This window comes from Streptococcus sp. HMSC057G03 (assembly GCF_001808745.1).
In the GTDB taxonomy this organism is placed as follows: domain Bacteria; phylum Bacillota; class Bacilli; order Lactobacillales; family Streptococcaceae; genus Streptococcus; species Streptococcus parasanguinis_Z.
Genome location: NZ_KV794429.1, coordinates 181,643 through 208,454, shown reverse-complemented (window position 1 = coordinate 208,454; position 26,812 = coordinate 181,643). Strand labels below are relative to the sequence as shown.

Here is a 26,812-nt window from a genome sequence, read left to right as displayed (position 1 = left end):
TAAAAGATGGCATCGCCTATTGAGGAAGAGAAAAAGAAGCCTGATTTTATGATATTCTGGTTGAGAGAATAACTTGCACTAGGAGAATACAAATGAAACCAACAAAACTAGAATGGGAAGATGTTACCAAGTTTGAAGAGGTAAAAGGATACGGTCAGCATATATGGAGAGATGTGGACAAGTATTATTTGGTTTTAGAAGAAGGAACCATAGTTTCTTGGTTAGTTGTCTATGAATTACCAAATGAGCTGTTTGCCTTATTAGATAGTGGGGAAAGAACGCTAAGCGAAGTATCTTGGAAGATTAAACACGATTCTTGGCCACCGACGGAAGAAGAAAAGAAGGCTAGTGAGAAACAATTTGTATTAAAAGGCTTAACTCCTTTAATAGCTAATCCTAAGAGTTGGGAATTATTTACTCAGGAAGAGCTTGAGACATTAATTCCACTTGCTGAACAAAAATGGATTGACTGGAGAGGCAAACTTCCAGACGATTATGTATCACCATTGAAATAGACAAAAAGAAATAGTATGACAACAGAAATTCAACAATACAAAAATTGTACGGTATTAAAAAACAATAATGATTATCAAATTCTGTGGAGTAGAGGGAAAGAAGTGCTTAATTTTCCCATTAGCCAGGAATTAGCAGAAAGTGTTTCAAAATCAGAAAAAGATTCTTTAGAAGTAATGTTTTATTGTGAACATCATCGTTGGCCAAAGAAAGATGAGTTAGAAGATTATAATCAATCGGATACGATTGTACTTAGAGGCAATGGATTTATTGTATATGAGACAGGCGGCTACTACGAAATTAGCTTCTTTAAATAAATTGGCGGAGCTGTAGGCCCAGAAGTATGCTATCCTATTACTAAGGAGCTAATGGATAAAGCATTTCAATCTTCTAGGGACGCATATGAAGTGATGATTTATGCAGAAACAGGGAACTGGCCTATATAAAATAGTGATAAATAAAAGATTCAAAAAACTTCATATAAAGTTTCAATAGTTGGCTTCTCTTTTTAGCTAATAGATAATTATCAAATAGTAAAGGTGATAAAATGGAAACTATTTATTTAAGTCAAAAAGACATGTTGGAAATCTATCAAGACGGTGACAAGTATTTTTTACGTTATCCAACTTTTAATATTACCTGCCCAGAAGTGGTTAGAGAAATCCCCAAAGAAGCTGCAGACAGTTACATGTCGGGAGAACATACTGGTAAAGAGTTGATGAATTATGCACAATATGGTTTTTGGAAATCTAAAAAGCAATATACACAAGATGAATCCGATAAGCTCTTCATCGAAGATCATCCTTCCTTTATTTTGAAAAATCCTGAAAATAGTCGTTGTCTTTTCACAGCAGAGGAATTTAGACAAATTGTCACCAAAGCCATTGTTTCAGAACTGGAACCTAGCGAACTTGACGCTATTGGTATAGTTGATAATCATTTAGAGCTTCTTCTGGTGGATCCAGTTGGCTGGGAGGAAGAGATAGAAGCAGTCCATCTGGAAATTCTGCAGGAAAAAATTAACAATTACATTTACTTCCTCGAAAGCAAGCAATATGTGGAGAGATATGGCGATAAGTTTGATAAGAAAATCGTCCATATCACCTTCCAATATTCTCCATCAGATAACGGCTTAGCCTTCCTCGCAGCGGTTCAGAAGGTATTGCAACCGACGGATATGAGCTTGAAGGTAGAATTGCCGGAGTAAAGAACAACTAAGAAGAATAAAATTAATCAATTTATGAGGTATTAAAAGTATTAAAGCGAAGGTCAGTCAAAAAATGAGATAGTTAAAAAGTAGACCAAAATTTTCTAAAAGCCTATTAGAATAGGCTTTCTAAGCATATTTTATATTTCGGCAGGGGACAGAGATAGAAAAGAAAACACTGACAGTTGAACTGCAGCCCAAAAGTTAGATTTTTTCTGTCTAACTTTTGCGGAGTAGTTCACTTATGACCGAGTGTTGATGTTTTAGAGCTGTGTTGTTTCGAATGGTGCCAAAACTTATTTTTTGTATGATATAACAGAATATTTTAAAAATGAAGGGGTTTTCTATGGAAAGTGATGTGTTTTTTGATTATTATTTAAAATCACTTAGGTTTCATTTGGGTGATAGGTGTAAGGATATTGGATTTATAGAGTTTTTCAAAGATGAAAATAATTGTTTTATTACTATAGAGGATTATGTTTTGGAATCATTTGTAATATTGTCAAATATTTTGAGTCAGAAGAGGATTGTGTTTTCTTGTGGAATTATTTATAGTAAGGGGGTAGTTACTGGAGTAGAAGTATGTATGAATGTATTAGAGTTAGAAAGATTAAATAATTTGTACAAGATATAGTTTTGAAGCATATTAAAAAAATAAGGGAAACTGTCTATGTAGGATGTGTGGAGTTGATAGTATCAATGTTTCCTTGTTTTAGAGCTGTGTTCTTTCGAATGATTCCAAAACAAGAAAAACAAAAAATGATGGTCTAGGAGCTCGATATATTGAGCTTCTTTTTCTTTAGAAATTCAAATCATAATTTTACAGACTTTTATGTCATTAATTTATTCTCCCCCTCCTCTTTTTCTTTGACTCTCCTTTCTTATTTTTCTAAAATAGTAGGTGTGTGAAGGGAGATTGATATGAAAAAGGGTTTTGTGATTGTGCTTTCTGCTTTGGTCTTGGCTTCCTGCGGTCGTCCTCATAGGACGGTGTCGCCTAAGAGTTCGGATACCAAGCAGACCAGCACTTCGGAAAAGAAACAGTCTGGTATGGATTTGAAAGCCATCAAGGCTAAGGACTACTCGAGTATCAAGGGGACTTGGATCGATGGGCGTGGCAATGAGCTGGTCTTTGATGACAAGGGCTTGGTCAGCGAGGATGTTGAGCTTAATGCATCGAGCTTTAAGCAGAAGGACCAGATCGCTGAGATGACGGTTAGTGCCAAGTCGGGTGTTGGAGGCTACGGTCTCTTGCTCCTGCCAAAGGGTCAGAAAGCTGGCAAAGACGATGCTTCGGATAAGTCCAAGGATCGGATCTGGGCTGGTCAGTCACCGGCTTATGGCGATGATGACAATTTCTACTATCGCAAGAAAGAGCAACCGAAAGATCGGGAGCAAGTAGATACAGATGATAGCAGTAGTAAGTCTAAGACGAGTAAGGCCAAGAAGTGGAATACTCGATCGGATAGCGAGGTCAAATCTTCGAAGAAGGCGGATCAGAATGATTATCCAGGCTACACCGATGCTCAGGTCGAAGCTGCGCGTGTCTGGGCTTATGTGATCAAGAACGTTCCTTCAGAGTTAAATATTTCAAATAGTGCAGCTGGAACAAAGATTTATAATGGTGGCTTGGGTGTCGATTATCCAAAAGATGTGCGCCATCTGTTTGGTTCTTATTCAGCAGAAGGAAATATCACTTATGCATCCAACGGTGATGGGACAGTGACGATCTATCCTGTACCGAGCCACTGGCAACAGTCTGCGGATGAGCTTAATAGTGAAGAGTTTATGACGCAATTTACCCAAGGGATCTTGGACCATGCTGAAACGGTGACTTTGCCAGATGGGGATCCAGACATGATTCGCCAGATTCTTGCAGTACTGAAGTAAGAAAGATTATGGTAAAATAATATTAGATAAAAATTTTTTAAACTATTAAAGTTCTAATGACCTATTAGGTTATAAGATTAAAGGTTTGGAATATCTTTTACAGGAAGCTTATGCAATTTTGGTCAATTACAGGTCGTTTTCTACTTGTAAAAATAAAAGGAGAAAATCTATGAAAAAAACTATGTTTGCAACAATGACCATTCTCTCGCTATTTCTGTCGTCGTGCGCGCAAAAAGAAGTGAAGAATGAAGACAAAAAAGAGCAGTCTACTGAACAGAATGTAAAAGATTCTACAAAGGAAAGTAAAGAATCAGTGGTCAAAGGGATGAATCAAGCCCCTACCTCATTGGTTGGAAATGAAAAACCTAATGTAGTATTTGCTTATATGCTTCAAAATCAAATCAATGGCAAAAATGAGATAGCGAGAGTGTATTATAATGAAGAGTATCTGATCCTTGTCTTCTCTGTATCAGAAAATATGCTATCTTTAGCAAATATAAATCCAAAAGATTATTGTAAGACGCTTTTTGATTTAAAAGAAGAGATAGTAAAGCAATACAATGCAACTCAAAACAAACCGAGCAGTATAAAACTTAAAATATATGATAAAGATGAGAAGCTCTTGGCGACGGAGGAAAATGGAGCGTTGGTGATTAAGTAACTAAATTTAGTCAACCATTTGTCGCCATCTACGTTTTACATTTTTCTCACTAATCCACATTTATTGTTTTTTTAAGCTGATCCTGTTACAATGATATTACTCGGAAAAGACTGGGCTTCCAGCCTTTTTCATTTCACTTTAGAAAGGTCTTTTATGAAACGCAAATCGATTTTGTTTCTCTATTTACTCTTGCTAGCGATCGGCCTAGCCTATGAGACCCAGTCACTGACAGAAGGCTGGATGTCTGGTAGTCAGTACGGGATTGTGGGACTTTCTACCCTGATCCTTTTGGTTTATGCACTTCCTGCTGTTTGGGCTCTCTTTCATTTTGCGAAGAAGTGGAAGTTGTCTTGGGTACCGGTTCTCTTTTCTTTATTAGGAGGGGGCTTTGTTGCCGGTTGGTTGTCTAGCTTTGCCAATACCTATTTCCATGACATGATTCAAGCGATCGCTCCAAATAGCGACTTTTGGAACCAGTACGAGAGTGCCATCGCTGCGCCCCTCTTTGAGGAACCATTTAAGTTGATTCCCATCTTCTTTGTCCTCTATTTGTTCAGTGTCCGTCGCATCAAGTCGATTTTCCTCTTGGCCATTGCCTCTGGTCTTGGTTTCCAGATCGTGGAGGACTTTGCCTATATCCGTCAGGATCTGCCGGGAGGTTTCTCCTACACGGTGTCTGGGATTCTCGGGCGTGTGGCTAATGCGCCCATGTCTCACTGGGTCTACACAGGTCTTGTTATGCTAGGGCTCTTCCTAATTGTCCAAGCAAGCAGAGGACGCAAGGATTTACGTCTAGCAGGCTGGGGATACTTAGTAGCTGGATTCGGACTTCATTTTGTTGGCAATTCACCTTTCTCACAAATCGTGACCGAGTTGCCGATTGCGATTCCAGTCTTGAATGCTATTGGGCTCTTCCTGATCTACCAAGCGTATCAGACCGTCGAGCGATTAGAACAAGCAAAATAAGAAAAATGCGTATGTTTGCACACATACGCATTTTTCTTATTTTGGACCAACTGTTTTACTGCTTTTGTATAAACTGGGTGATCCTATAGCTGTAAACTAATTTCTATTTTAAAAGAAATATTTGAGACTTTCCGCTGTGAGAAAAGTGCTTGAAACATTGTTGTTTCAAGCACTCGGGAGTTTTGAAACGTTAGATCCAAAACTAAGTCATGGAACTTCTTCGAAGTTCGCTGACGTCCGTACTCACCTAAGGAAAGTCTCTAAGAGTATAGGATCTTAAAATAGATTTATTTACCAAGACAGAACTGGCTGAAGAGTTGGGTAATGAGTTCATCTGGAGCAGCATCTCCTGTAATTTCTCCGAGGATTTCCCAGGTGCGGGTGAGATCGACTTGAAGCAGGTCTACCGGCATACCGAGGGCCAGGCCTTCGTTGACCGCTTGCAGGCTTTCAACAGCTTTTTCGATGAGGGAGATGTGGCGGGCATTAGAAAGATAAGTCGCATCTTGCTCAACCAGCCCAGCATTTTCGAAGAAGAGGGCATTGATCCGGTCTTCAATTTGATCGATGTTTTGGTTTTTCAGAACGGAAATCTTGATATGATCTTCCGGCAGTTGGTCGATTTCGATCTTCTCTGGGAGGTCGACCTTATTGAGGAGAATGATGCGGTTGCTATCTTGAGAGATTTCAAGGAGTTGGCGGTCTTGATCGGTCAAGGGCTCGCTAGCATTGAGAACGAGGAGGACTAGATCGGCTTCCTTGAGGGCTTTTTTCGACCGTTCGACACCGATTTGCTCAACGATGTCTTCGGTCTCACGGATACCGGCTGTATCGACCAATTTGAGGGGAACCCCGTTGATGTTGACGTATTCCTCGATAACGTCACGGGTGGTCCCTTCGATATCGGTAACAATGGCTTTTTCTTCGCGAAGAAGATTATTGAGGAGGCTAGACTTGCCAACGTTTGGACGACCGATGATAGCAGTAGAAATCCCTTCACGCAAGATCTTTCCACGGCGGGCAGTCTTGAGGAGGTTGGTCAAGAGGGCTTCAAATTCACTGGTCTTTTCACGGATGATCTCAGTGGTTGCTTCTTCGACATCATCGTACTCAGGATAGTCGATATTGACTTCAACCTGGGCCAGGGTATTGAGGATCTCTTGGCGCGTGTTATTGATGAGGTCAGACAGGGAACCATCGAGTTGTTTCACGGCGATGTTCATAGCCTTGTCGGTCTTTGCGCGGATGATGTCCATGACGGCTTCAGCCTGGGTCAAATCGACCCGACCATTCAGAAAGGCCCGCTTGGTAAATTCACCAGGTTCAGCTAATCGAGCGCCTTCACGAATGACCAATTGCAGGATTTCATTGGTTACGGCAATCCCGCCGTGGGTATTGATCTCGATGATGTCTTCACGGGTAAAGGTCTTCGGCGAGCGCATAGCTCCAACCATGACTTCGTCGAGAATCTCGTCCTTATCTGGATCTACGATATGACCGTAGTTGAGCGTGTGGCTTGCGACCTTGCTTAAATCTTTCCCTTTGAAGATCTTTTGCGCAATGGCAAAGCTGTCTGTCCCGCTCAAGCGGACGATCCCGATCGCCCCCTCACCGAGAGGGGTCGAGATGGCAGCAATAGTATCAAATTCTTTAGTAATCATGTCATTTCTCTTTTCCTGTAGATTCATCTCTATTCTATCGTAAAGTCAGCGGACGGGCAAGGTTTTGCTTTTAGAACTAAAACTGGAAAGGTTTTCAAATAATTAGTGAAATCTCTTACAGAATATGCTATACTGTAAGAGAATATAAAAGGAGGTCTATGATGGTAAACCTAAAAGAACAGGTAGGAATTAAGGCGGCTGAGTTTGTCAAAGACGGCATGATTGTCGGTCTCGGTACAGGGTCAACTGCTTATTATTTTGTGGCTGAATTGGGTCGTCGCATCAAAGAAGAAGGCTTGCAGATCACAGCTGTCACAACGTCGAGTGTGACCTATGATCAGGCTGAAAGTTTAGGCATCCCGCTCAAGGCTATCGACGATGTCGAAGTGGTCGATGTGACAGTGGATGGCGCAGATGAAGTGGATCCTCAATTGAACGGGATCAAAGGTGGCGGTGGGGCTCTCCTCATGGAAAAAATCGTCGCAACCAATTCAAAAGATTGCATTTGGATCGTGGATGAATCCAAACAAGTCGCAACTCTTGGGGCTTTCAAACTTCCAGTGGAAGTAGTGCAATACGGGGCTGAAAATCTCTTCCGTCACTTTGAGCAAAAAGGTTACCATCCTGCTTTCCGTCTCGCGGATGATCAACGATTCGTCACTGACCAAGGCAACTTCATCATTGACTTGGATCTCAATGTGATCGAGGATGCAGAAGCTCTAGCCAATGAACTGGATCACACCGTCGGGGTTGTCGAGCACGGTTTATTCTTGAACATGATTTCAAAAGTGATTGTAGGGACACCAGATGGCCCTGTCATCATTGAAAAATAGGTTTCTCTAAAGAGGGGCCGGATCTATCAACGGCTCTCTTCTTATAGGGATATGGTATAATATAGCTAGTTTAATAAAGGAAAGAGGCAGTATATGTCAAAATTTAAACGCATGCACTTAGTTGTGCTGGATTCAGTTGGGATCGGTGCTGCACCAGATGCCAATAACTTTGTCAATGCAGGAGTTCCAGATGGAGCATCTGATACATTGGGCCACATCTCTAAAACCGTCGGTTTGAATGTACCAAACATGGCCAAAATCGGTCTTGGAAATATTCCTCGTGAAGTACCATTGAAGACTGTGCCAGCTGAAAGTAACCCAACTGGTTATGCGACAAAATTGCAAGAAGTCTCTCTTGGGAAAGACACCATGACAGGTCACTGGGAAATCATGGGTCTTAATATTACAGAACCTTTTGATACTTTCTGGAATGGTTTCCCTGAAGAAATTTTGACTAAAATTGAAGAATTCTCAGGACGTAAGGTCATCCGCGAAGCTAACAAACCATATTCTGGTACAGCGGTCATCGATGACTTTGGACCACGTCAAATGGAGACGGGTGAGTTGATCATTTATACATCAGCAGACCCTGTCCTTCAAATCGCAGCTCACGAAGACATCATTCCTTTGGATGAACTATACCGTATCTGTGAATACGCTCGTTCCATCACTTTGGAACGTCCAGCTCTTCTAGGACGTATCATTGCCCGCCCTTATGTTGGGGAACCAGGTAACTTCACACGGACAGCTAACCGTCGTGACTTGGCTGTTTCACCATTTGCGCCAACTGTTTTGGACAAGTTGAACGAAGCAGGTATTGATACCTATGCAGTTGGTAAGATCAACGATATCTTCAACGGTGCTGGTATCAACCACGATATGGGCCACAACAAATCAAATAGCCATGGTATGGATACCTTGATTAAGACCATGGGACTTCCTGAGTTCCAAGAAGGCTTCTCATTTACCAACTTGGTAGACTTTGATGCTCTTTATGGTCACCGCCGCAATGCTCACGGCTACCGCGATTGCTTGCACGAATTTGATGAACGCTTGCCAGAAATCATTGCAGCTATGCGTGAAGATGACCTCTTGATGATCACTGCAGACCACGGGAATGACCCAACCTACGCTGGTACAGACCATACTCGTGAATACATCCCATTCTTGGCTTATAGCCCATCCTTCAAGGGCAATGGTGTGATTCCAGTTGGACATTTCTCTGATATTTCTGCAACGATTGCAGAGAACTTTGGTGTTGAAAAAGCCATGATCGGTGAAAGCTTCTTAGACAAATTGAACTAAGATGACACGCTTCGCTCTCCTCGTAAGAGGGATCAATGTTGGCGGGAAAAACAAGGTCGTGATGGCAGAACTTCGAGAGGAGCTTCAAACGATCGGGCTGGATGGGGTAGAGACCTACATCAATAGTGGCAATATCTTCTTTGAATCAGCAGGTTCTAAAGAAGAATTGGTAGATTTGCTGGGACATTTCTTTCGTGATCACTATCCCTTTATCCAGTCTTTTTCTCTCTTTTCAGCTGAGGACTATGCGCGAGATCTCGCTGCTCTACCAGCCTGGTGGCAGGAGAATCTGGCCCGCAAGGATGTTCTCTTTTACACAGAAGGCCTCAATCAGGATGCTGTCTGGGAGTTGGTCTCCTCTTTTTCGCTCGGTGATGAAATCATCCATCGTGGAAGACTTGGGATCTACTGGGGCAAATACTCAGAAGAGACCTATACAAAGACCGCTTACCACAAACAAGTCCTCAAGATGCCGGATTACCGTCTGTTGACCATTCGCAATGCCAATACATTTGACAAAATTGGCCAATTTTTAAGGAAATCATAAAGGAGATATGCAATGACATTATTAGCAAAAATCAATGAAACAGCTGCTTTTTTGAAAGGCAAAGGAATGGAAGCACCTGAGTTTGGCTTGATCCTTGGATCAGGTCTTGGAGAACTGGCTGAAGAAATCGAAAATCCAGTCGTAGTAGACTACTCTGAAATTCCAAACTGGGGTCGTTCAACGGTTGTCGGCCATGCGGGTAAATTGGTTTATGGTGATCTTGCTGGACGCAAGGTTTTGGCCCTTCAAGGACGTTTCCACTTCTACGAAGGAAACCCACTAGAAGTAGTGACTTTCCCAGTTCGTGTCATGAAAGTTTTGGGATGTGAAGGGGTTCTTGTTACCAACGCTGCCGGTGGTATCGGCTTTGGTCCTGGTACTTTGATGGCCATCACAGACCACATCAATATGACTGGTCAAAACCCATTGATCGGTGAAAACTTGGATGACTTTGGTCCACGTTTCCCAGATATGTCAAAAGCCTACACTCCAGAATATCGTGAGACTGCTCATAAAGTAGCAGACAAATTGGGTATCAAATTGGATGATGGGGTTTATATCGGTGTGACTGGTCCAACTTATGAAACTCCAGCTGAAATCCGTGCGTTTAAGACACTTGGCGCAGATGCTGTCGGAATGTCAACCGTTCCGGAAGTCATCATTGCAGCACACTCTGGTTTGAAGGTTCTTGGTATTTCATGTATTACCAACTTTGCGGCTGGTTTCCAAGAAGAGCTCAACCACGAAGAAGTGGTAGAAGTGACAGAGCGCGTCAAAGGCGACTTCAAAGGATTGCTGAAAGCGATTCTTGCTGAACTCTAATCCAATGAAAGTACGACTCCAAAGTCTGCCCTACGGACTGAGGTTACTTCTAGCTACTTTATCCTTGGGAATAGGAACAGGTCTGGTCGGAATTGCCTGTCATTATCTACTAGAAGGAGTGCAGGGACTGGCCTTTGGCCAAGCTAGTTCCGATTTACTCCATCAATTCCAAGAAGCTGGAGGTCTCCGTAGATTTCTGGTCTTGTGTGTGACTGGGTGCTTGGCAGCTGGCTTCTGGTATCTCCTGCAAAGGCGTTATCAGATCCTGTCTATTCGCCAGCAAATGGACTTACCTGGAGACAGGGAACCAGCGCCCTTAGCCCACCTCCTTCATGCAGGGATGCAGGTGGCAATTGTCGGAGCAGGTGCATCGGTCGGAAAAGAAGGAGCCCCACGTGAGATCGGGGCTCTTCTAGCTGGTCGCTTGGCGAAGGGATTCTCACTAGCTCTCAAAGAGCGAAAAGTCTTGATCGCCTGTGGGGCTGGAGCTGGTTTGGCTGCGGTCTATCAGGTCCCCTTTGCCAGTAGCTTATTTGTCTTTGAGACCTTAGGACTCGCCTACAGTTGGCAGAACTTTCTACTGGTTTTGACCAGCACTTATCTGGCCACCTGGGTCGCTCAGTCCATCGTTGGTCAGGAGGCCATTTATCACCTGTCCGCAGTTTCATGGTCGGCTAGCAGTTTCTTACAGGCTATTGTGATTGCTTTCTTAGTCACTCCCTTGGCTCTGGTCTTTGCTTTCCTCGCCAAGCGGGCTAGTCACAAACGGCGGAAGGACGGGACGATTCTTTTGGCTCTTCCTCTAGCCTTTCTAGTCTTGGGGAGCCTAGTGGCCTTTTTCCCTATCTTTATGGGAAATGGCCAGGTACTAGCGCAAGCCCTCTTATCTAGCCAGTCGATTCCTTATCTTCCACTGACTCTTGCAGTGAAGGGGCTTCTGGTTTATCTCCTCTTGCGCAATGGTGCCTATGGGGGAACCTTGACACCATCATTTGCCCTTGGGATTGAATCTGGCTATTTAGTGACCTTGCTTTTGACAGCCCTTGGGATTCATCTGGATCCTGCTCTAGGGATGTTACTTGGAGCGACCGTCTTTTTAGGAACGACCCTAGAAGCTCCTTTAACAGCTATTGCCCTAAGTCTTGGATTTACAGGCCAACCTTTGAGTTTGACAATCCCGCTTGTACTTGCGGCTGGTTTGTCTTACGTGATTCGAAAAAGATGGGAGAAGAAATAATGAAGGTACATTTTGTACTGCATGAAACCTTTGAAGTACCGGGCGCTTATCTAAAATGGGCGCAGGAGCGTGGTCATCAAGTGACCACGACCAAAGTCTATGAGAATGAAGCTTTACCAGAGACAGTGGATGAGATTGACTTCTTAATTGTGATGGGAGGTCCTCAATCGCCAGATGAAGATCGGGAAGCTTTTCCATACTACGATCCTCAGGCAGAGATCGAACTGATTCAAAAGGCCATGAAGGCAGATCGTTATATTGTTGGAGTCTGTCTGGGTGCCCAGCTCCTGTCTGTTGCTTATGGAGCGGAGTATGAACACAGTCCAGAACGTGAGATTGGGGTTTATCCTGTGACCTTGACGCCTGAAGGACTTACAGATCCACATGTCGGTGAGTTTGGAGAAACTCTTGAAACTGGCCACTGGCATGGCGATATGCCAGGATTGACAAAAGATGCTGTTGTTCTTGCGACCAGTCAAGGGTGTCCACGTCAGATTATCCGCTTTAGTCCGAAACATTATGCCTTCCAAGCTCACTTGGAATTTGATCCAGAAGCAGTCAATCTCTTGATTGCTGCAGACGGGGAAGATGTTATAGAAAAACAAAGTCAAAAATTGACCTTTGTTCAAAAACCTGAAGCCATTCGTGCTTACGATTATCGAGAAATGAATGCCAAACTCTTTACGTTTTTGGACTCATTAACAAAATAAATATAAAAGAAAGGTAGAGCATGTGTTCTAATTTGAACACGAGCGGAAAGCTCGGAAAATAGATAATCTGACTGAGAAATCAGGATTTCTCGTCAGATTCCTAATTTTCAGTCGCTTTCTGGTCGCTCTCCTAATTACTCAATAAAAAAAGAAAGGATGGGTTTACCGTATTCGCTGAACTGAATACGGGCGGAGAACTGTGTAAAAAAGATAAACTGTCTAGCATCTGCGATGCGTCATCAGTTTCCTATTTTTACTTTGTTCTCTGTCGCCCTTTATATCTTAATTATGTCTATCCATATTGCTGCTAAGCAGGGTGAAATTGCTGATAAAATTCTTCTTCCTGGGGATCCTCTTCGTGCGAAATTTATTGCTGAGAATTTCCTTGAAGACGCTGTTTGCTTCAACGAAGTCCGTAACATGTTTGGTTACACGGGTACTTATAAAGGTCACCGTGTATCTGTCATGGGTACTGGAATGGGAATGCCATCCATCTCCATCTATGCGCGTGAGCTGATTGTCGACTACGGTGTGAAGAAATTGATCCGTGTGGGAACGGCTGGTTCTTTGAATGAGGATGTGCATGTTCGTGAATTGGTCTTGGCACAAGCTGCCGCAACCAACTCAAACATCATCCGCAACGACTGGCCTCAATACGATTTCCCACAAATCGCTAGCTTTGATCTTTTAGACAAAGCTTACCACATTGCCAAAGACCTTGGCATGGCGACTCACGTCGGCAATGTCTTGTCATCAGATGTCTTCTATTCAAACTATGGTGAAAAGAATATCGAGCTTGGTAAATGGGGTGTGAAAGCTGTAGAAATGGAAGCGGCAGCCCTTTACTATCTTGCTGCTCAACACCATGTTGATGCGCTTGCTATCATGACGATTTCAGACAGTTTGGTTAATCCAGATGAGGATACAACTGCTGAAGAACGTCAAACTACTTTCACAGACATGATGAAAGTTGGTCTTGAGACCTTGATTGCAGACTAATGGCAAAATTCCTTCATGATGAATGGCTCTACGATCTCCAAAATTATCACTACAGCCGGGCTCTGCGATCTATCAAGCAGCAGGAAGAAGTACCGGATTTGTTGGTGAGCTTACTGCAGTTAATGGCGGAGCGTCGAGAGCTTAATATCCAACCCGTCATGAATCAAAAGTTGAGAACTGAGTTGCTAGAAGCGACTGGTTTTCAGCTTTTTTGGCATGAAGATCCAGAAGACGAGCAGTTGGCCAACTACCTTTATGACTTAGAGGCGAAGTTGCGAAATGAGCAGATTATTGACTTTGTTCGTGCCGTTAGCCCAGCCATCTATCGGATCTTTATGCGATTGATTCAGTTGAAAATTCCTGATATTACCAACTATATTCATAACTCCAAAGAATCGAGTTATGACCGTTGGAAGTTTGAGAGCCTGCATGCGTCTGACAACCCTATCCTGCAGCAATTCCACAGCGAAAGTGTGGTCAATTCGTCCAGTTTGACGGAGTTGATTGCGCAGTTGGACTTGCCAGATAGCGTCAAAGTTGCGGCCCAACAATTGCGGGAGTTAGAAAAATCAGTTCGCAACCCCTTGGCCCACTTGATCAAGCCCTTTGATGAAGAAGAGCTCCATCGGACGACGGGTTTCTCTTCTCAGGATTTTATGAAGAATTTGATTGACCTTGCAAGCTACACAGGCATCCATTATGATCAAGCTAACTTTTATTTTGATCAGGCCAATGCTGTCATGGAAAAGCTACTAAAGGAGAAGTAGATGGATAAGATTGCTCAACTACAGGAGATGATTGATCAGAGTCAACGGATCGTGTTTTTCGGAGGGGCAGGAGTTTCTACAGAGTCAAATATTCCAGATTTTCGAAGCTCAGACGGTGTCTATAGTGTTCAGGTGGGGCGGCATTTGACAGCTGAGCAATTGGTCTCCCATACCATGTTTGCGCGCTATCCAGAGGACTTTTTCGACTTTTACAAGAAGTACTTGCTCTACCCAGATGCCAAGCCCAATGCTGCCCATCAGTATTTGGCTCGGCTTGAAGATACAGGTAAGCTCCAGGCAGTTGTGACACAAAATATTGATAGTCTCCATGAAATGGCTGGTTCTAAAAAAGTTTTGAAGCTCCATGGCAGCGCCGATCGCAATTACTGTACGGGTTGCCAGCGATTTTATGATTTGGAGGCCTTTCTAGCTTTAGAAGGCCCGGTTCCACACTGTCTGGACTGCGGCAAGGTGGTCAAACCTGATGTGACCCTCTACGAGGAACCTCTCGATATGGACGTCTTTAGCCAAGCAGCCCAAGCAATCCAAGAGGCTGATCTCCTGATTATCGGTGGAACTTCCCTTGTGGTCTACCCAGCGGCTAGCTTGATCCAGTATTTTCAAGGGAAGAAGCTGGTTGTCATCAATAAAACCAGTATCCCTCAAGACAAACAAGCAGACCTGGTTATTGAAGGGAAAATTGGCCAAGTATTTTCACAATTAAGACAATAAAAAATATCTGAGTGAACATGAGACACTCAGATATTTTTTATTTATCAAACTTCACTTCCTCAAGCAAGTACTCGATGAATTTTTCTCCCATTTTTGAGAGAGCTGTTTTTTCATGTTTGATGTAGACCAACTCGATTGTGTCTTCGATATCAAGGGGAATGGAGACGATGTTATTTCCGTTGAGATTGCTGTTGAGGATCCCGGTCGCAATGGTGTAGCCATCCAGACCAATCAAGAGATTAAAGAGGGTCGCCCGGTCACTGACAACGATGGATTTCTTATGATGCTCTTGAGAGAGAATCTCTTCTGAGAAGTAGAAGGAGTTGTGGGTTCCTTGGTCATAGCTAAGGTATGGGAAATCTTCCAGATCTGACAAGTGGACGATCTCCTTCTTGGCAAGAGGATTGGTCTTGCTGACAAAGATATGAGGTTGCGCTGTAAAGAGGTGGGTGGCAATCAGGTGATTATCATCCAGCATCTTAGAGAGGACATCTCGGTTGTAGCTATTCAAAAAGAGTACGCCAACTTCGCTTCGGAAATTCTTGACGTCATCGATGATCTCCCAAGTTCGCGTCTCCCGTAGGAAGAGCTCGTATTTTTCCATGTCGCTTTTCTTGAGGAGAGAAACGAAGGCCTCAACCACGAAGGCGTAGTGCTGTGAAGAGACACTGAAAAGCTCACGAGAACCCACGGGATTTTTATAGCGCTCGGATAAGAGGTCGATTTGCTCCACCACCTGGCGGGCATAAGAGAGGAACTCCATCCCATCGCGGGTCAAAGTGATCCCTTTAGGATTCCGGATAAAGATTTCAATTCCCATCTCATTTTCCAAGTCCTTGACGGCATTGGAAAGGCTAGGTTGCGTGATGAAGAGTTGTTTTGCGGCCTCATTCATAGAGCCGGTTTCGACGATTTTGATAATGTATTGTAATTGTTGTATTCTCATGCTTTTATTTTAACATAAAAGAGCGCGTTTTTCCCGTAAAATGTGGTCTTTCAAGGACTGTATCAGAGAATAACGCAGGCTGAGGTAGGTAATAGAAATTAGGCTAGATCAAATAGTTAAAAAATAGAAGATTGGAAACAAAATCTACATCTGGGGACTGATTTTGATGGAAAAATACAGTTTTGCCTTGCTGAAGGTAAGATCTGATTGATAGAATGGTAAAAAATTGATTGAGGAGATCTTATGAAAAAACTCGTTTCCTGGTATAAGAAAAAGGATAAGGAATTGGAAACCCATTTCACAGCTGGTCTGTTGCAGATCAATTTTGTGACCAATGCTCTGATTCTATTGGCCTTTTACATCTATTTGGTTATTAGTCAGTCGCTCTACGCAATAAAGGATCCATTCATTCAATTTAGTGTTTGGGAGGTCATTGCCTTCACCATGGAGATCTTTCCTTACGGTTTGACTCTGGCCCTCTTTGTCCCCAATATTTTTGTCATCATTTATGGGATTGGTCGGTGGTCTAGCCTCCAGTTCAAAGAATCTGAGGAAGAAGCTCTCGAAGATCCTGATTTGTTTGAAGATAGAATTCCAAAGGAAGGAGAAGGGACAAGAGAAGATGACGCATTCCTTATGAAAGAAAGGCAAGAATCACCTAGTCCTAAGCCTGTCAAAAAGAAAAAGCAACAGCCTACCATTGTTCTTTGGTTTGGACTCTTTGGTTGCTTTCTCGAAGCGATTTTCATTTACATCGTCAAGGATATGACCTTTTACGAATGGAATGAGCCTTTGATCAATTCTCAGAAACATGCTCTGATCTGGTCAGGTGCCTATCCAACCTTCTTCACCTTTGCTGCTCTCTCCTTACTAGCCTTGATCATCTATTCCTATCGGGATGCGAATTCACTCTCGCCGCTAGCGAACGTCTTCTGCATCAGTGGCATTCTAGGAGGAGTGGTTCTCCTCTTAGTTTTTGATAATCAACTGCAGGTAGCAAGTTTTCACACCTTTTTCTTACTGATCTATTCCATCCATCTCTTATGGGTTCGTATCAAGGAGTGGCAGGAAGATCGAACAGAGATAAGCTATAAGAATCGTCTACTTCAATGGTTGCACCAGCTCTTAAACAAGTCACGGAACTGGCCTTGGCTAGCGGTCCTTGTCGCTCTTCCAACTCTTGCTCTTGTTGTTTTCGTTCTCATGCTCTTTGGCCAGCAACCGGATTCCATGATCAAGGCCTGGACCAATACAGCAGACTGGGCCTTCTCACAGAAGATTCCCCCTCAGAATCTTATCATTGATGAGCACTATCTCTGTACGGTTGCGGCTGGTGGGCATGAAAAAGTTGTCAAGCCCCAGCGGATGGGCATCCGCCACGGTCATCTAGTCGTTGTCAATCGTCAGCTCTGTATTGCCAATGCCTTTGAACAGGTACTTGAAGAAAAGACGCCACGATTCCATCGCTTCTTGCGTCGCAATTATGACCGCTATGGTTATCCCTTTGCCAAACATATCAAGAAGAAATGGGCTATGGACCTGATCTACTACCTGATGAAGCCCTTGGAATGGCTTTTTCTACTGGTTCTTTATCTAGTAGATCGTAAGCCAGAGAACCGAATCGCTATGCAATACATCAAGCCGATTCCAGAAGATTTTGATCCCAAGAAAGCTTCCTAAGTCACCGATTTCTACTTGACAAGCGAGAAGGAGCGCGATATAATAAGACAAATTTAACCTTTAAGAGGTCCAGAGAGGCCTGCAAGGAAAGACAGAAAAAAGATCAGCGGACGGAGTCTAGCTGATCATTTGTGGGACCTTGCTTTTGCGAGGTCTTTTTTGCTGAAAGAAAGAAGAGGAAACCAATGGTCAGTGACAGTTGTAAAAAACGCTTTGGCAAAATCATGATGGAGGAGATGGAGCTCGTCGCTCAAGAAGAAATCGCACCCCGCATCTATTCTATGATCTTGAAGGGGGAAATGGTGGCGCAGATGCTGCCAGGTCAATTCCTTCATATCCGCGTCCCTGATGGGGCCAAGCTCCTTCGCCGTCCGATTTCAATTTCTGAGATTGATCCTGAGACACAGACGTGTCGCTTGATCTACCGCATCGAAGGTGGGGGGACAGCTATCTTTTCCCAATTGCCAATCGGTAGCAAACTCAGCGTCATGGGGCCACAGGGAAATGGCTTTGATCTTACCAATCTCGGCCAAGGTCAGAAAGCCTTGATCATCGGTGGCGGTATCGGTGTTCCTCCTTTGGTCCAAGTGGCCAAACAACTCCATGAGCAAGGGGTAGAAGTTGAAGTGGTTGTCGGCTTTGCGACCAAAGAAGCCGTCATTTTGGAAGAAGAGCTTTCTCAGGTTGCTCATGTCACTGTAACGACAGACGATGGGACTTATGGCACTAAAGGCTATGTCTCAACAATTGTTGATTCGATGGACCAGGAGTTTGACGCTATCTATTCTTGTGGAGCACCTGGCATGCTCAAATATGTCAATACCAAATTCCATGACCATCCTCGCGCCTATATTTCTATGGAATCGCGTATGGCTTGTGGGATGGGTGCTTGCTATGCCTGTGTAGTGCATCTGGAAAATGAAAGTCAGGCAGCTAATAAGCGCGTGTGTGAAGACGGACCGGTCTTTGAAACCGGTACGATTGTGATGTAGGAGGACCTTATGACAGCAAATCGACTAGCCGTATCCTTACCTGGTTTAGACTTGAAAAACCCGATTATTCCGGCATCTGGCTGTTTTGGCTTTGGTCAAGAATATGCCAAATACTATGACTTAGACCTGCTTGGATCCATCATGATCAAGGCGACAACTGCTGAGGCTCGCTTCGGAAATCCGACTCCACGAGTTGCTGAGACGCCTGCCGGCATGCTCAATGCTATTGGTCTCCAAAATCCAGGCGTAGACGTGGTCCTGGCGGAAAAACTCCCTTGGTTGGCCCAGCATTATCCAGATCTACCGATTATCGCCAACGTAGCCGGCTTCTCCAATGAAGAGTATGCAACGGTATCTGGTAAGATCTCGCAAGCGCCAAATGTCAAGGCCATCGAGCTCAATATCTCTTGTCCCAACGTAGACCATGGCAACAATGGCCTCTTAATCGGGCAGGTTCCTGAATTGGCCTATGCAGCCGTGAAATCAGCTGTAGAAGCATCCTCAGTCCCTGTCTATGTCAAGTTAACGCCTAGTGTAGCAGACATCACGCAGGTCGCAAAAGCAGCAGAAGACGCAGGTGCAACTGGTTTGACCATGATCAATACCTTGGTCGGCGTGCGCTTTGACCTCAAGACTGGTAAGCCCATCATTGCCAATGGAACCGGAGGCATGTCTGGTCCAGCCGTTTTCCCAGTTGCATTAAAACTCATCCGTCAGGTTGCCCAATCCACTAAACTTCCGATTATCGGAATGGGAGGTGTGGATTCAGCAGAAGCAGTCATTGAAATGATGATTGCAGGAGCCTCTGCGATTGGAGTTGGAACCGCTAATTTCACCGATCCTTATGCTTGTCCAACCATCATCGAAGATCTGCCACAGGTCATGGATCGCTATGGTATTGACACCCTTGAGAACTTCCGAAAACATGTACGGGAAAATCTACTGTAAATCCTTGACTTTTCCCAAATATCGTACTACAATAAATAAAAACCTTTAAAGCAGTCCAGAGAGGCTCCTAAGGTCTAGACGGTGAATCATGGTAGTTGTTCCTACCTAATTTTCGTGTAACCTTGCCTCGTGCAAGGTTTTTTTGTAGACAAAATGATCAATCAAAAAAGGAGTAATCCATGCGTGAAGAACGTCCTATTATCGCCCTTGACTTCCCAGCTTTCGAGGATGTCAAAAACTTTTTAGAGCATTTTCCAGAAGACGAAAAATTATTTGTAAAAATCGGAATGGAATTTTTCTATGCAGTTGGTCCTGAAATTGTACATTACCTCAAAGGGCTTGGACACAGCATTTTCCTTGATTTAAAATTGCATGATATCCCAAATACAGTCAAATCAGCCATGTCCGTACTGGGGACCTTCGGAGTAGATATGGTGACAGTTCACGCAGCTGGTGGTGTAGAGATGATGCGCGAAGCCAAGGCAGCTCTTGGTGAAGGAGCTAAATTGGTAGCCGTGACCCAGTTGACTTCTACCAGTGAAGAAGACATGCGTGATTGCCAAAACATCCAAACAACGGTCCAAGAGTCTGTAGTTAATTATGCTCGCAAGGCCCAAGAAGCAGGCTTGGATGGCGTTGTCTGTTCAGCCCATGAAGTAGCCTTGATCAAGGATGCCACTTCATCAGACTTTGTCTGTGTCACACCAGGGATTCGTCCTGCTGGAGCTGAAATCGGCGACCAAAAACGGGTCATGACCCCACAAGAAGCTCATAAAATTGGATCTGACTATATTGTCGTTGGACGCCCAATCATCCAAGCAGAAAACCCATGGGACGCTTACCATGAAATTAAGAGACAGTGGAATAGTTAAGAACGTCTAAGAAGCTATGCTTCAAGACGTTCTACGGAAAGTCCGATGGGATCTTTCCTAAACTATTCACTAACTTAGTTGAAAAAAAATGATCGTTTCTTTCAACTAAGTGTCGGAATTTAAAAAGTCCTATGGGACCTTCCCTAACGCATTCACTAGATTACAGAAGAGAAAATGATCGTTTCTCTTCTGTGATCGTCGGAATAATCGGAGCCCGATAGGGCCTTCCCTAAACTATTCACTAGATTTAGAGGATAAAAATAATCGTTTTATCCTCTAAATCGTTGGAAGACTAATCGCTACTAAAGTAGCTCTACGGGAAGTCGGATGGGATCTTCCCTAACGCGTTAACTAACCTTTAATGTTGTTGTTTAAATCTAAAAATGATTTAATTCGTATATGATTAAAATCGTAAAAAAGGAGTCGTCATGTCATTAGCTAAAGATATTGCTAGCCATCTTTTGAAAATTGAAGCGGTTTATTTGAAACCAGAAGAACCTTTTACTTGGGCATCTGGGATCAAGTCCCCTATTTATACGGATAACCGCGTGACCCTTGCTTATCCAGAAACTCGTACCTTAATTGAAAATGGCTTTGTGAACAAAATCAAGGAAGCTTTCCCTGAAGTAGAAGTGATTGCTGGGACAGCAACTGCGGGGATTCCTCATGGAGCCATTATTGCCGACAAGATGAACCTTCCTTTTGCTTACATCCGTAGCAAACCAAAAGATCATGGTGCTGGAAACCAAATCGAAGGCCGTGTACCACAAGGTCAAAAGATGGTTGTGGTTGAAGATTTGATTTCTACTGGTGGTTCTGTTTTGGATGCTGTTGCAGCTGCGAAACGTGAAGGAGCTGACGTCCTTGGTGTGGTAGCGATCTTTACTTACCAATTGGAGAAAGCTGATAAGAAATTTGCGGAAGCTGGCGTTCAACTCGAAACCTTGTCAAACTACACAGAATTGATCCATTTGGCTGAAGAACAGGGCTACATTACTTCTGAAGGTTTGGAACTGTTGCATCGTTTCAAAGAAAACCAAGAAACTTGGCAAAATAAATAATAGGACGGAAGCGTTTCTAACGCTTCTTTTTTATACTATTTTCACTAGTTGGTGGTTAACTTGAATCTCAAAGTAAAATCCGGTATGATAGTAGTAATTGTTTTTATGGATGAAGGAAAAACTATTTTTAAGGGAGAATAAGATGACAAAAGAACATTATTTGCAAATGAAGAAGCAGGCTCGGGTCTGGTTTACCGTTAATATCGTCATCAGTTTGATGGCTATTGCGGGAGGAATTTTAGTAGTCATTAGTAAATCACGTCATATCCCATTTTTATTGATGGCCTTGGGGGCACTGACTTTGATGAACCAAGTCTTGGTTACCCCTGCTTTCAATGCCAAAAAAGAAGCTGAGGAAGAACATCCAGAATGGAAGAGCTTGTCTACTAAAGATACTAAACTTCCTGTGGAGAATCTGCAGAAAGGGGTTTTGGTATCAGCTACGGCTCTTCTGATTGTCATTATTGGTTTCTTCATGTTCTATCGTCCTCTTCCGACAAGAGACGCAGGAACTGAAGTGATCAATACCTATCGAGAGATCCAGTCTGTGCCAGAAAATTCGACAGAAAAAGAATCTAGCACAGTCTCTAATTTAACCCCGAAAGATGTTCAAACTTTACAAGAATTAAAAGAAGAGATTGAATCCAATGCCCCATCAGATTCAAACTCACTAGATATAAACAAAGCAAAAGATCTTGCAGAAAAAGCGCAGCAACAGAATTGGTTGAAAAGAGGAGAATAAGATGACTTTTCAAGTGGTTTGAATTCAACTAGTTTATGTGAAAGGGTAAAAAACAAATGACAGTAACAACATTCTGGCTTAGTTTGGGAATCTTGACCCTTGTTTTCTTGATCATGCTGCTTATCTTTTACACCTTGTATCGTCGTGAAATAAAAGTGAAAACAGAATCAACCGCAAAAGTTATGGGAGAAGTAGTTGCTTTTGATTCCAAAAATCAACTGCTTATTTCCCTGCCTGTGGTGGAGTATCAAGTCGGGGGCGAAAGATACCAAAAGACATTCACCTATGCTTATTTCAGAGAGACTTCTTCTAAGTCAAGACAAACCAATGTTTTCGATAGAACCTATGTTCTTGGAGCAGATAAAAATCTGGATTTGCGGATGATATTCCCAATTGGCTCTCCTATGACAGTCTTTTATAATCCAAGCAAGCCACAGATTGGTTTTGTCGAACGATATGCCGGCTTAGTCGGTTTCTATAAAATCGGGATGATTCTAACGGTTGGAATTTATCTTGGGTTAATATGCATTTTAATCCTAGTATTTTAGGTCTGTTAGTTAAGGTTAAGAGTTAAAAATTGGTTGGATAAAATGAATGTATCCATAATTACCATTTTACAGTTGATATTCACCCCAAAACAGCAGAAATGCTGTTTTTTTGATATAATGGACCTATGTTATCGAAAAGTAAACGTATTCTATTTAGGATGCTTCATGTTGTCATGTTGCTAGTGATGGTCCACTGGTTCTTGATCAGTGTGACCTATCTGAGAGAGATTTCATGGCTAGCCATCTTAGGTGCTGGATTGCTATTTCTGCTAGCCTGGCTGAAACGCGATGGGCTAAAGAGTGCCTTTGCTTGGTTGACTCGGCACAAAAAAGGCTTCTTGCTTGGTGCCCTTGTCTTTCAGGTGATTGTCATGGTCTGTGCGGAGCTCTTTATCCGTCGGGATGCTGCGGTTGTTTTCAAAGGGGCTTTTGATCTTCTTAAGCAATCTTCCATCACCAACTACCTCAGTCGCAATCCCAATAACATTCCGCTCTTTCTTTACGAGAAGTTTTTCTATGTCTTATTTGGCTCTAGCGGTCTGTGGGTCATGCAGGCTCTCAATATCCTCTATGTCAATCTGGGTGCAGTCCTCTTGTACAAGCTGTCCCAGAAGCATTTCAATCAAAAAACGGCTGATCTGGTCTATCTCTTCTATGTGAGCTTGATCTGTTACTCGCCTTATTTCTACTCCATGTACACGGACATTCCGCCGCTTCCATTGATTGCCCTTCAATTATGGTGGGCCTTGGATCTATTAAAGGAAGATCAAGCAGTCTCCTGGAAGAAGATTGTTGGCTTGGGGATCTTATCTGGCGTATCCATGTTGATCCGTCCAACGACGATTATTGTCATGATTGCCTTTTGGGCTGTGCTCTTTTTCAGAGGAAATTGGAAGGCCTTTGGAAAGATTGCTACGGTGACGGTCATGATGACGGGCTTTGTCTTTACAGGATTGAATACGGCGGTTAATCATCAAAGAGTTATACCGATCTTGAAACAAGAAGGGCTGGCTAAAGGACCGCTCTTGTTTATCAATCTGGGCTTGACAGATATGGGGCATAACCAAGAAGATATGAAAGAAGGCTTGTTGGCCTATATCGATGAGGATAAGCGCTCGGATTACAACAATGGCCTCTTTAAAAAAGAAAATGTGATCAAAGAAATCAAGCGCCGTCTCAAGGAGTACGGACCGTTCGGTTTGATCGGGCATATCTACTACAAGCAATCCTTGACGGTAGCAGAAGGAACCCTGGGCTGGCTCTACCGAGATGTAGAGTATGAGAAGACGCCTTTTATCAATCCTCTCTATGCACCCCTGACTAAAAATAATGGTCTTGCAAAATGGGTGCGGACCTATTTCCTTAGCATTGATCGCCCGCAGTACAGGTATTATGAATTTGTCAAGCAGCTGATCTGGATCGTCCTATCAGCTGGTTTGGTTGGAGCTTATCTCAAACGTCGAGATACAGATGACTTTAACTTCCTTTCCTTAGCGGTTTTTGGTGGCTTGCTCTTCTTAACCATCTTTGAAGGAGGGAAGACCCGCTACCTCATCCAATTCTTACCGCAAATTTTACTAGTCGCTTCGATCGGTCTAGCAGGATTTACCAAGAAAGAAAATACCTAAAAGCTCTGGCTTGTTTGACAGGCAGAAATTGAGGTTGGATAAAAATGTCCAGCCTCTTTTTTATCCAGTGGATCTGCGCCAAATGTGGTATAATGGAAGGTAAGAATTTATTGGATAGCGGAGAGTTTCCATGCAGCATTCACCCTGGCATGAAGCCATCAAATCCCATCTTCCAGAAGGGTATTTTCACCAGATCAATGACTTTATGAATGAAGTCTATAGCAAAGGAGTGGTTTATCCACCGCGTGACAAGGTCTTTAAGGCCTTGCAGACGACAGAGATGGATCAGGTCAAGGTTTTGATTTTAGGCCAAGATCCCTACCATGGACCGGATCAAGCGCAGGGCTTAAGTTTTTCTGTTCCAGATCATGTACCAGCGCCGCCTTCTTTGCAAAATATTCTCAAAGAATTGCGCTCAGATATCGGAGAGAAGCGTTCCCATGATCTGACCTCTTGGGCAGAGCAAGGCGTGCTCTTGCTCAATGCCTGCTTGACGGTGCCTGCTGGTCAGGCCAATGGCCATGCAGGACAAATTTGGGAGCCTTTCACAGATGCTGTGATCAAGGTGGTCAATGAGTTGGACGAGGCAGTTGTCTTTATCCTCTGGGGATCTTATGCCCGTAAGAAAAAGCCTCTGATTACCAACGATCGACATTTAGTCCTTGAATCAGCTCACCCAAGTCCCTTATCGGCCTACCGAGGATTCTTTGGTTCCCAACCCTTTTCAAAAACCAATCAATTTTTGAAAGAGGCGGGACGCGAGCCGATTGATTGGTTAAGATAGGAGAAAGAAATGCCACAATTAGCAACGATTTGTTACATTGACAATGGGAAAGAATTTCTCATGCTGCATCGCAATAAAAAGCCCAATGATGTCCACGAAGGTAAATGGATCGGAGTTGGTGGAAAATTAGAACGCGGGGAAACCCCACAGGAGTGTGCTGCGCGTGAGATTTTTGAGGAGACAGGCCTTAGAGCTAAGCCACTCTTAAAAGGGATTATTACCTTTCCGGAGTTTACTCCAGATTTAGACTGGTACACCTATGTCTTCAAGGTAACAGATTTTGAGGGAGAACTGATCGAGTGTAACGAAGGGACCTTGGAGTGGGTACCTTATGATCAAGTCCTCTCAAAACCAACCTGGGAAGGGGACCACACCTTTGTAGAGTGGTTGTTGGAAGATAGACCCTTCTTTTCAGCAATGTTTCGCTATGACGGCGACCGCTTGTTAGAGTCGCATGTTGATTTTTATGAATAAAGGAGAATGCAATGGTTGTCATTAAAAATGGTCGCGTAATGGATCCCAAGACTGGCTTGGATCAAGTCTGTGATCTTCGCATTGAAGGAAAGAAAATTGTAGAGATCGCTGAGAACCTCCCAACGGATGGACAAGAAGTCCTTGATGCTACTGGTCTGGTTGTGGCACCTGGTTTGATCGATGTACACGTGCATTTCCGTGAACCTGGTCAAACTCATAAAGAAGACATCCATACGGGTGCCTTAGCCGCAGCTGCTGGTGGTTTTACTCGAGTGGTCATGATGGCCAATACCAATCCGACCATTTCAGATATTGCGACCTTAGAGGAAGTCTTAGCTTCTGCAGCCAAGGAAAATCTTCACATTCATACGGTTGCGACGGTGACTAAGAACTTTGACGGTCAACACCTGACAGATTTTGAAGGCCTGCTTAAGGCTGGTGCGGTAGGATTTTCAGATGATGGGATTCCCCTTCAAAGTACTAAGGTTGTCCGCCAAGCCTTGGAAGAAGCTAAGCGTCTAGGGACCTTTATTAGTCTTCATGAAGAAGACCCTGAGTTGAATGGCATTCTTGGTTTGAATGAGAACATTGCTAAGGAACACTTCCATGTCTGTGGGGCGACGGGTGTAGCTGAATATTCAATGGCTGCGCGTGATGCCATGATTGCCCATGCGACAGGTGCTCACCTCCATATCCAACACCTTTCCAAGGAAGAAAGTGTCAAGGTGGTGGAATTTGCCCAAGGATTAGGTGCTCATGTGACGGCAGAAGTGGCACCTCAACACTTTTCGAAAACAGAAAGTCTGCTCTTGACTAAGGGAAGCAATGCTAAGATGAATCCACCTCTTCGCTTGGAATCTGACCGTCTAGCAGTGATTGAAGGCTTGAAGTCAGGCGTCATCTCCGTGATTGCGACGGACCACGCGCCTCACCATGCAGATGAGAAGAATGTTCCTGATATTACCAAAGCACCATCTGGCATGACTGGGCTTGAAACTTCGCTTTCTCTTGGTTTGACCTACTTGGTGCATGCAGGTCATTTAAACCTGATGCAATTGCTTGAAAAGATGTCCTATAATCCAGCACGTCTCTATGATTTTGATGCTGGCTATATCGCAGTGGATGGACCGGCAGATTTGACCCTCTTTGATCCGGAAGCAGATCGCCTGGTATCGGATCATTTCGCGTCAAAAGCTGGAAATTCCCCATTTGTGGGTGAAACACTAAAAGGGAAAGTGGCTTATACTATCTGTGATGGACAAGTGATTTTTCAAGGATAAGCGATCG

At 43.5% G+C, this 26,812-nt stretch carries 28 protein-coding genes and 1 pseudogene; 27 read left to right on the top strand and 2 right to left on the bottom strand.

Annotated elements, in window-relative coordinates:
- Positions 1–92 precede the first annotated feature (92 nt).
- From HMPREF2686_RS08095 to HMPREF2686_RS08065, 7 genes and pseudogenes are all read left to right on the top strand, one after another.
- Positions 93–515: a hypothetical protein gene (locus tag HMPREF2686_RS08095; RefSeq protein WP_003007057.1), complete on the top strand. Its 423-nt coding sequence runs from the start codon at positions 93–95 to the stop codon at positions 513–515.
- 15 nt (positions 516–530) lie between these two features.
- Positions 531–959, top strand: a pseudogene (locus HMPREF2686_RS08090) (hypothetical protein).
- Positions 960–1,060: 101 nt separating this feature from the next.
- The gene (locus HMPREF2686_RS08085) at positions 1,061–1,720 is read left to right on the top strand and encodes a DUF6572 domain-containing protein (protein WP_037607856.1); all 660 of its coding nucleotides are present in this window, start codon (positions 1,061–1,063) and stop codon (positions 1,718–1,720) included.
- A 346-nt stretch (positions 1,721–2,066) separates the two neighbouring features.
- Positions 2,067–2,354: a hypothetical protein gene (locus HMPREF2686_RS08080; RefSeq protein WP_223345585.1), complete on the top strand. Its 288-nt coding sequence runs from the start codon at positions 2,067–2,069 to the stop codon at positions 2,352–2,354.
- Between the two features lie 287 nt (positions 2,355–2,641).
- Positions 2,642–3,610, top strand: coding sequence for a DUF6287 domain-containing protein (locus HMPREF2686_RS08075; protein WP_049485841.1), 969 nt, complete (start codon positions 2,642–2,644; stop codon positions 3,608–3,610).
- A 169-nt stretch (positions 3,611–3,779) separates the two neighbouring features.
- Positions 3,780–4,271: a hypothetical protein gene (locus tag HMPREF2686_RS08070; protein ID WP_070450180.1), complete on the top strand. Its 492-nt coding sequence runs from the start codon at positions 3,780–3,782 to the stop codon at positions 4,269–4,271.
- 153 nt (positions 4,272–4,424) lie between these two features.
- Entirely contained in the window at positions 4,425–5,237 is an 813-nt protein-coding gene (locus HMPREF2686_RS08065) for a PrsW family glutamic-type intramembrane protease (protein WP_070450177.1), read from the top strand.
- A 287-nt stretch (positions 5,238–5,524) separates the two neighbouring features.
- On the opposite strand, the gene mnmE is transcribed toward HMPREF2686_RS08065, so the two are convergent.
- Positions 5,525–6,898 carry a tRNA uridine-5-carboxymethylaminomethyl(34) synthesis GTPase MnmE gene (gene mnmE, locus HMPREF2686_RS08060; protein ID WP_037607860.1) on the bottom strand — a complete coding sequence of 458 codons (1,374 nt, stop codon included), beginning with the start codon at positions 6,896–6,898 and terminating at the stop codon, positions 5,525–5,527.
- A gap of 161 nt (positions 6,899–7,059) precedes the next feature.
- Between mnmE and rpiA the strand changes: the two genes are divergently transcribed.
- From rpiA to HMPREF2686_RS08015, 9 genes are all read left to right on the top strand, one after another.
- Positions 7,060–7,731: a ribose-5-phosphate isomerase RpiA gene (rpiA, locus tag HMPREF2686_RS08055; protein WP_070450174.1), complete on the top strand. Its 672-nt coding sequence runs from the start codon at positions 7,060–7,062 to the stop codon at positions 7,729–7,731.
- A gap of 93 nt (positions 7,732–7,824) precedes the next feature.
- A complete protein-coding gene (locus HMPREF2686_RS08050) occupies positions 7,825–9,036 on the top strand; it encodes a phosphopentomutase (RefSeq protein ID WP_003003757.1) in 1,212 nt (403 codons plus the stop codon).
- A gap of 1 nt (position 9,037) precedes the next feature.
- Positions 9,038–9,583 carry a DUF1697 domain-containing protein gene (locus HMPREF2686_RS08045; protein ID WP_049491156.1) on the top strand — a complete coding sequence of 182 codons (546 nt, stop codon included), beginning with the start codon at positions 9,038–9,040 and terminating at the stop codon, positions 9,581–9,583.
- Between the two features lie 12 nt (positions 9,584–9,595).
- Positions 9,596–10,405: a purine-nucleoside phosphorylase gene (locus tag HMPREF2686_RS08040; protein ID WP_003007090.1), complete on the top strand. Its 810-nt coding sequence runs from the start codon at positions 9,596–9,598 to the stop codon at positions 10,403–10,405.
- Positions 10,406–10,409: 4 nt separating this feature from the next.
- Positions 10,410–11,642 (top strand): chloride channel protein, encoded by a 1,233-nt coding sequence (locus HMPREF2686_RS08035; protein WP_186822868.1) that lies wholly within the window; start codon positions 10,410–10,412, stop codon positions 11,640–11,642.
- On the top strand, positions 11,642–12,352 hold the full coding sequence (locus HMPREF2686_RS08030) for a type 1 glutamine amidotransferase (RefSeq protein ID WP_186821440.1): 711 nt from the start codon (positions 11,642–11,644) through the stop codon (positions 12,350–12,352). Before HMPREF2686_RS08035 ends, HMPREF2686_RS08030 begins: the two co-directional genes overlap by 1 nt.
- 288 nt (positions 12,353–12,640) lie before the next feature.
- Entirely contained in the window at positions 12,641–13,351 is a 711-nt protein-coding gene (gene deoD, locus HMPREF2686_RS08025; protein WP_049474996.1) for a purine-nucleoside phosphorylase, read from the top strand.
- Positions 13,351–14,118, top strand: coding sequence for a hypothetical protein (locus tag HMPREF2686_RS08020; protein ID WP_053091124.1), 768 nt, complete (start codon positions 13,351–13,353; stop codon positions 14,116–14,118). The genes deoD and HMPREF2686_RS08020 overlap by 1 nt, the downstream gene beginning before the upstream one ends.
- Positions 14,119–14,850 (top strand): NAD-dependent protein deacylase, encoded by a 732-nt coding sequence (locus HMPREF2686_RS08015; protein ID WP_049474875.1) that lies wholly within the window; start codon positions 14,119–14,121, stop codon positions 14,848–14,850. It begins immediately after the preceding gene.
- 37 nt (positions 14,851–14,887) lie between these two features.
- Here HMPREF2686_RS08015 and HMPREF2686_RS08010 read toward each other — a convergent pair whose 3' ends face one another.
- The gene (locus HMPREF2686_RS08010) at positions 14,888–15,796 is read right to left on the bottom strand and encodes a LysR family transcriptional regulator (protein ID WP_049474876.1); all 909 of its coding nucleotides are present in this window, start codon (positions 15,794–15,796) and stop codon (positions 14,888–14,890) included.
- Positions 15,797–16,039: 243 nt separating this feature from the next.
- Between HMPREF2686_RS08010 and HMPREF2686_RS08005 the strand changes: the two genes are divergently transcribed.
- From HMPREF2686_RS08005 to HMPREF2686_RS07955, 11 genes are all read left to right on the top strand, one after another.
- Positions 16,040–17,476: a DUF6688 domain-containing protein gene (locus HMPREF2686_RS08005; protein ID WP_049483146.1), complete on the top strand. Its 1,437-nt coding sequence runs from the start codon at positions 16,040–16,042 to the stop codon at positions 17,474–17,476.
- A gap of 185 nt (positions 17,477–17,661) precedes the next feature.
- On the top strand, positions 17,662–18,468 hold the full coding sequence (locus HMPREF2686_RS08000) for a dihydroorotate dehydrogenase electron transfer subunit (RefSeq protein ID WP_049483144.1): 807 nt from the start codon (positions 17,662–17,664) through the stop codon (positions 18,466–18,468).
- A 9-nt stretch (positions 18,469–18,477) separates the two neighbouring features.
- Complete coding sequence (locus tag HMPREF2686_RS07995; protein ID WP_070450168.1) at positions 18,478–19,416, top strand: dihydroorotate dehydrogenase; 939 nt, start codon at positions 18,478–18,480, stop codon at positions 19,414–19,416.
- A 179-nt stretch (positions 19,417–19,595) separates the two neighbouring features.
- Positions 19,596–20,288, top strand: a complete 693-nt coding sequence (pyrF, locus tag HMPREF2686_RS07990; RefSeq protein WP_013903499.1) for an orotidine-5'-phosphate decarboxylase — start codon at positions 19,596–19,598, stop codon at positions 20,286–20,288.
- Positions 20,289–20,716: 428 nt separating this feature from the next.
- Entirely contained in the window at positions 20,717–21,349 is a 633-nt protein-coding gene (gene pyrE, locus HMPREF2686_RS07985) for an orotate phosphoribosyltransferase (protein WP_070450166.1), read from the top strand.
- 142 nt (positions 21,350–21,491) lie between these two features.
- Complete coding sequence (locus HMPREF2686_RS07980) at positions 21,492–22,091, top strand: hypothetical protein (protein WP_070450164.1); 600 nt, start codon at positions 21,492–21,494, stop codon at positions 22,089–22,091.
- Between the two features lie 56 nt (positions 22,092–22,147).
- On the top strand, positions 22,148–22,639 hold the full coding sequence (locus HMPREF2686_RS07975) for a DUF3592 domain-containing protein (protein WP_070450161.1): 492 nt from the start codon (positions 22,148–22,150) through the stop codon (positions 22,637–22,639).
- 125 nt (positions 22,640–22,764) lie between these two features.
- The gene (locus tag HMPREF2686_RS07970) at positions 22,765–24,267 is read left to right on the top strand and encodes a glycosyltransferase family 39 protein (RefSeq protein ID WP_070450159.1); all 1,503 of its coding nucleotides are present in this window, start codon (positions 22,765–22,767) and stop codon (positions 24,265–24,267) included.
- Positions 24,268–24,397: 130 nt separating this feature from the next.
- The gene (locus HMPREF2686_RS10450; protein WP_070450156.1) at positions 24,398–25,051 is read left to right on the top strand and encodes a uracil-DNA glycosylase; all 654 of its coding nucleotides are present in this window, start codon (positions 24,398–24,400) and stop codon (positions 25,049–25,051) included.
- A gap of 9 nt (positions 25,052–25,060) precedes the next feature.
- Positions 25,061–25,525, top strand: coding sequence for an NUDIX hydrolase (locus tag HMPREF2686_RS10445; protein ID WP_070450153.1), 465 nt, complete (start codon positions 25,061–25,063; stop codon positions 25,523–25,525).
- A gap of 11 nt (positions 25,526–25,536) precedes the next feature.
- Positions 25,537–26,805, top strand: a complete 1,269-nt coding sequence (locus HMPREF2686_RS07955) for a dihydroorotase (RefSeq protein ID WP_070450150.1) — start codon at positions 25,537–25,539, stop codon at positions 26,803–26,805.
- Positions 26,806–26,812: the final 7 nt, after the last annotated feature.

Bases quoted from the DNA above. Each gene is read 5' to 3' on its own strand.
- HMPREF2686_RS08005 (WP_049483146.1), top strand. From the start codon at position 16,040: ATGAAAAAACTCGTTTCCTGGTATAAGAAAAAGGATAAGGAATTGGAA.
- HMPREF2686_RS08040 (WP_003007090.1), top strand. From the start codon at position 9,596: ATGACATTATTAGCAAAAATCAATGAAACAGCTGCTTTTTTGAAAGGC.
- HMPREF2686_RS08020 (WP_053091124.1), top strand. From the start codon at position 13,351: ATGGCAAAATTCCTTCATGATGAATGGCTCTACGATCTCCAAAATTAT.
- HMPREF2686_RS08080 (WP_223345585.1), top strand. From the start codon at position 2,067: ATGGAAAGTGATGTGTTTTTTGATTATTATTTAAAATCACTTAGGTTT.
- pyrE (WP_070450166.1), top strand. From the start codon at position 20,717: ATGTCATTAGCTAAAGATATTGCTAGCCATCTTTTGAAAATTGAAGCG.
- HMPREF2686_RS07975 (WP_070450161.1), top strand. From the start codon at position 22,148: ATGACAGTAACAACATTCTGGCTTAGTTTGGGAATCTTGACCCTTGTT.
- HMPREF2686_RS07980 (WP_070450164.1), top strand. From the start codon at position 21,492: ATGACAAAAGAACATTATTTGCAAATGAAGAAGCAGGCTCGGGTCTGG.
- HMPREF2686_RS08030 (WP_186821440.1), top strand. From the start codon at position 11,642: ATGAAGGTACATTTTGTACTGCATGAAACCTTTGAAGTACCGGGCGCT.
- HMPREF2686_RS08000 (WP_049483144.1), top strand. From the start codon at position 17,662: ATGGTCAGTGACAGTTGTAAAAAACGCTTTGGCAAAATCATGATGGAG.
- HMPREF2686_RS08010 (WP_049474876.1), bottom strand. From the start codon at position 15,796: ATGAGAATACAACAATTACAATACATTATCAAAATCGTCGAAACCGGC.
- HMPREF2686_RS07995 (WP_070450168.1), top strand. From the start codon at position 18,478: ATGACAGCAAATCGACTAGCCGTATCCTTACCTGGTTTAGACTTGAAA.
- deoD (WP_049474996.1), top strand. From the start codon at position 12,641: ATGTCTATCCATATTGCTGCTAAGCAGGGTGAAATTGCTGATAAAATT.
- HMPREF2686_RS08050 (WP_003003757.1), top strand. From the start codon at position 7,825: ATGTCAAAATTTAAACGCATGCACTTAGTTGTGCTGGATTCAGTTGGG.
- HMPREF2686_RS08035 (WP_186822868.1), top strand. From the start codon at position 10,410: ATGAAAGTACGACTCCAAAGTCTGCCCTACGGACTGAGGTTACTTCTA.
- HMPREF2686_RS08045 (WP_049491156.1), top strand. From the start codon at position 9,038: ATGACACGCTTCGCTCTCCTCGTAAGAGGGATCAATGTTGGCGGGAAA.
- rpiA (WP_070450174.1), top strand. From the start codon at position 7,060: ATGGTAAACCTAAAAGAACAGGTAGGAATTAAGGCGGCTGAGTTTGTC.
- HMPREF2686_RS08085 (WP_037607856.1), top strand. From the start codon at position 1,061: ATGGAAACTATTTATTTAAGTCAAAAAGACATGTTGGAAATCTATCAA.
- mnmE (WP_037607860.1), bottom strand. From the start codon at position 6,898: ATGATTACTAAAGAATTTGATACTATTGCTGCCATCTCGACCCCTCTC.
- pyrF (WP_013903499.1), top strand. From the start codon at position 19,596: ATGCGTGAAGAACGTCCTATTATCGCCCTTGACTTCCCAGCTTTCGAG.
- HMPREF2686_RS08075 (WP_049485841.1), top strand. From the start codon at position 2,642: ATGAAAAAGGGTTTTGTGATTGTGCTTTCTGCTTTGGTCTTGGCTTCC.
- HMPREF2686_RS10445 (WP_070450153.1), top strand. From the start codon at position 25,061: ATGCCACAATTAGCAACGATTTGTTACATTGACAATGGGAAAGAATTT.
- HMPREF2686_RS08095 (WP_003007057.1), top strand. From the start codon at position 93: ATGAAACCAACAAAACTAGAATGGGAAGATGTTACCAAGTTTGAAGAG.
- HMPREF2686_RS08070 (WP_070450180.1), top strand. From the start codon at position 3,780: ATGAAAAAAACTATGTTTGCAACAATGACCATTCTCTCGCTATTTCTG.
- HMPREF2686_RS08015 (WP_049474875.1), top strand. From the start codon at position 14,119: ATGGATAAGATTGCTCAACTACAGGAGATGATTGATCAGAGTCAACGG.
- HMPREF2686_RS10450 (WP_070450156.1), top strand. From the start codon at position 24,398: ATGCAGCATTCACCCTGGCATGAAGCCATCAAATCCCATCTTCCAGAA.
- HMPREF2686_RS07970 (WP_070450159.1), top strand. From the start codon at position 22,765: ATGTTATCGAAAAGTAAACGTATTCTATTTAGGATGCTTCATGTTGTC.
- HMPREF2686_RS07955 (WP_070450150.1), top strand. From the start codon at position 25,537: ATGGTTGTCATTAAAAATGGTCGCGTAATGGATCCCAAGACTGGCTTG.
- HMPREF2686_RS08065 (WP_070450177.1), top strand. From the start codon at position 4,425: ATGAAACGCAAATCGATTTTGTTTCTCTATTTACTCTTGCTAGCGATC.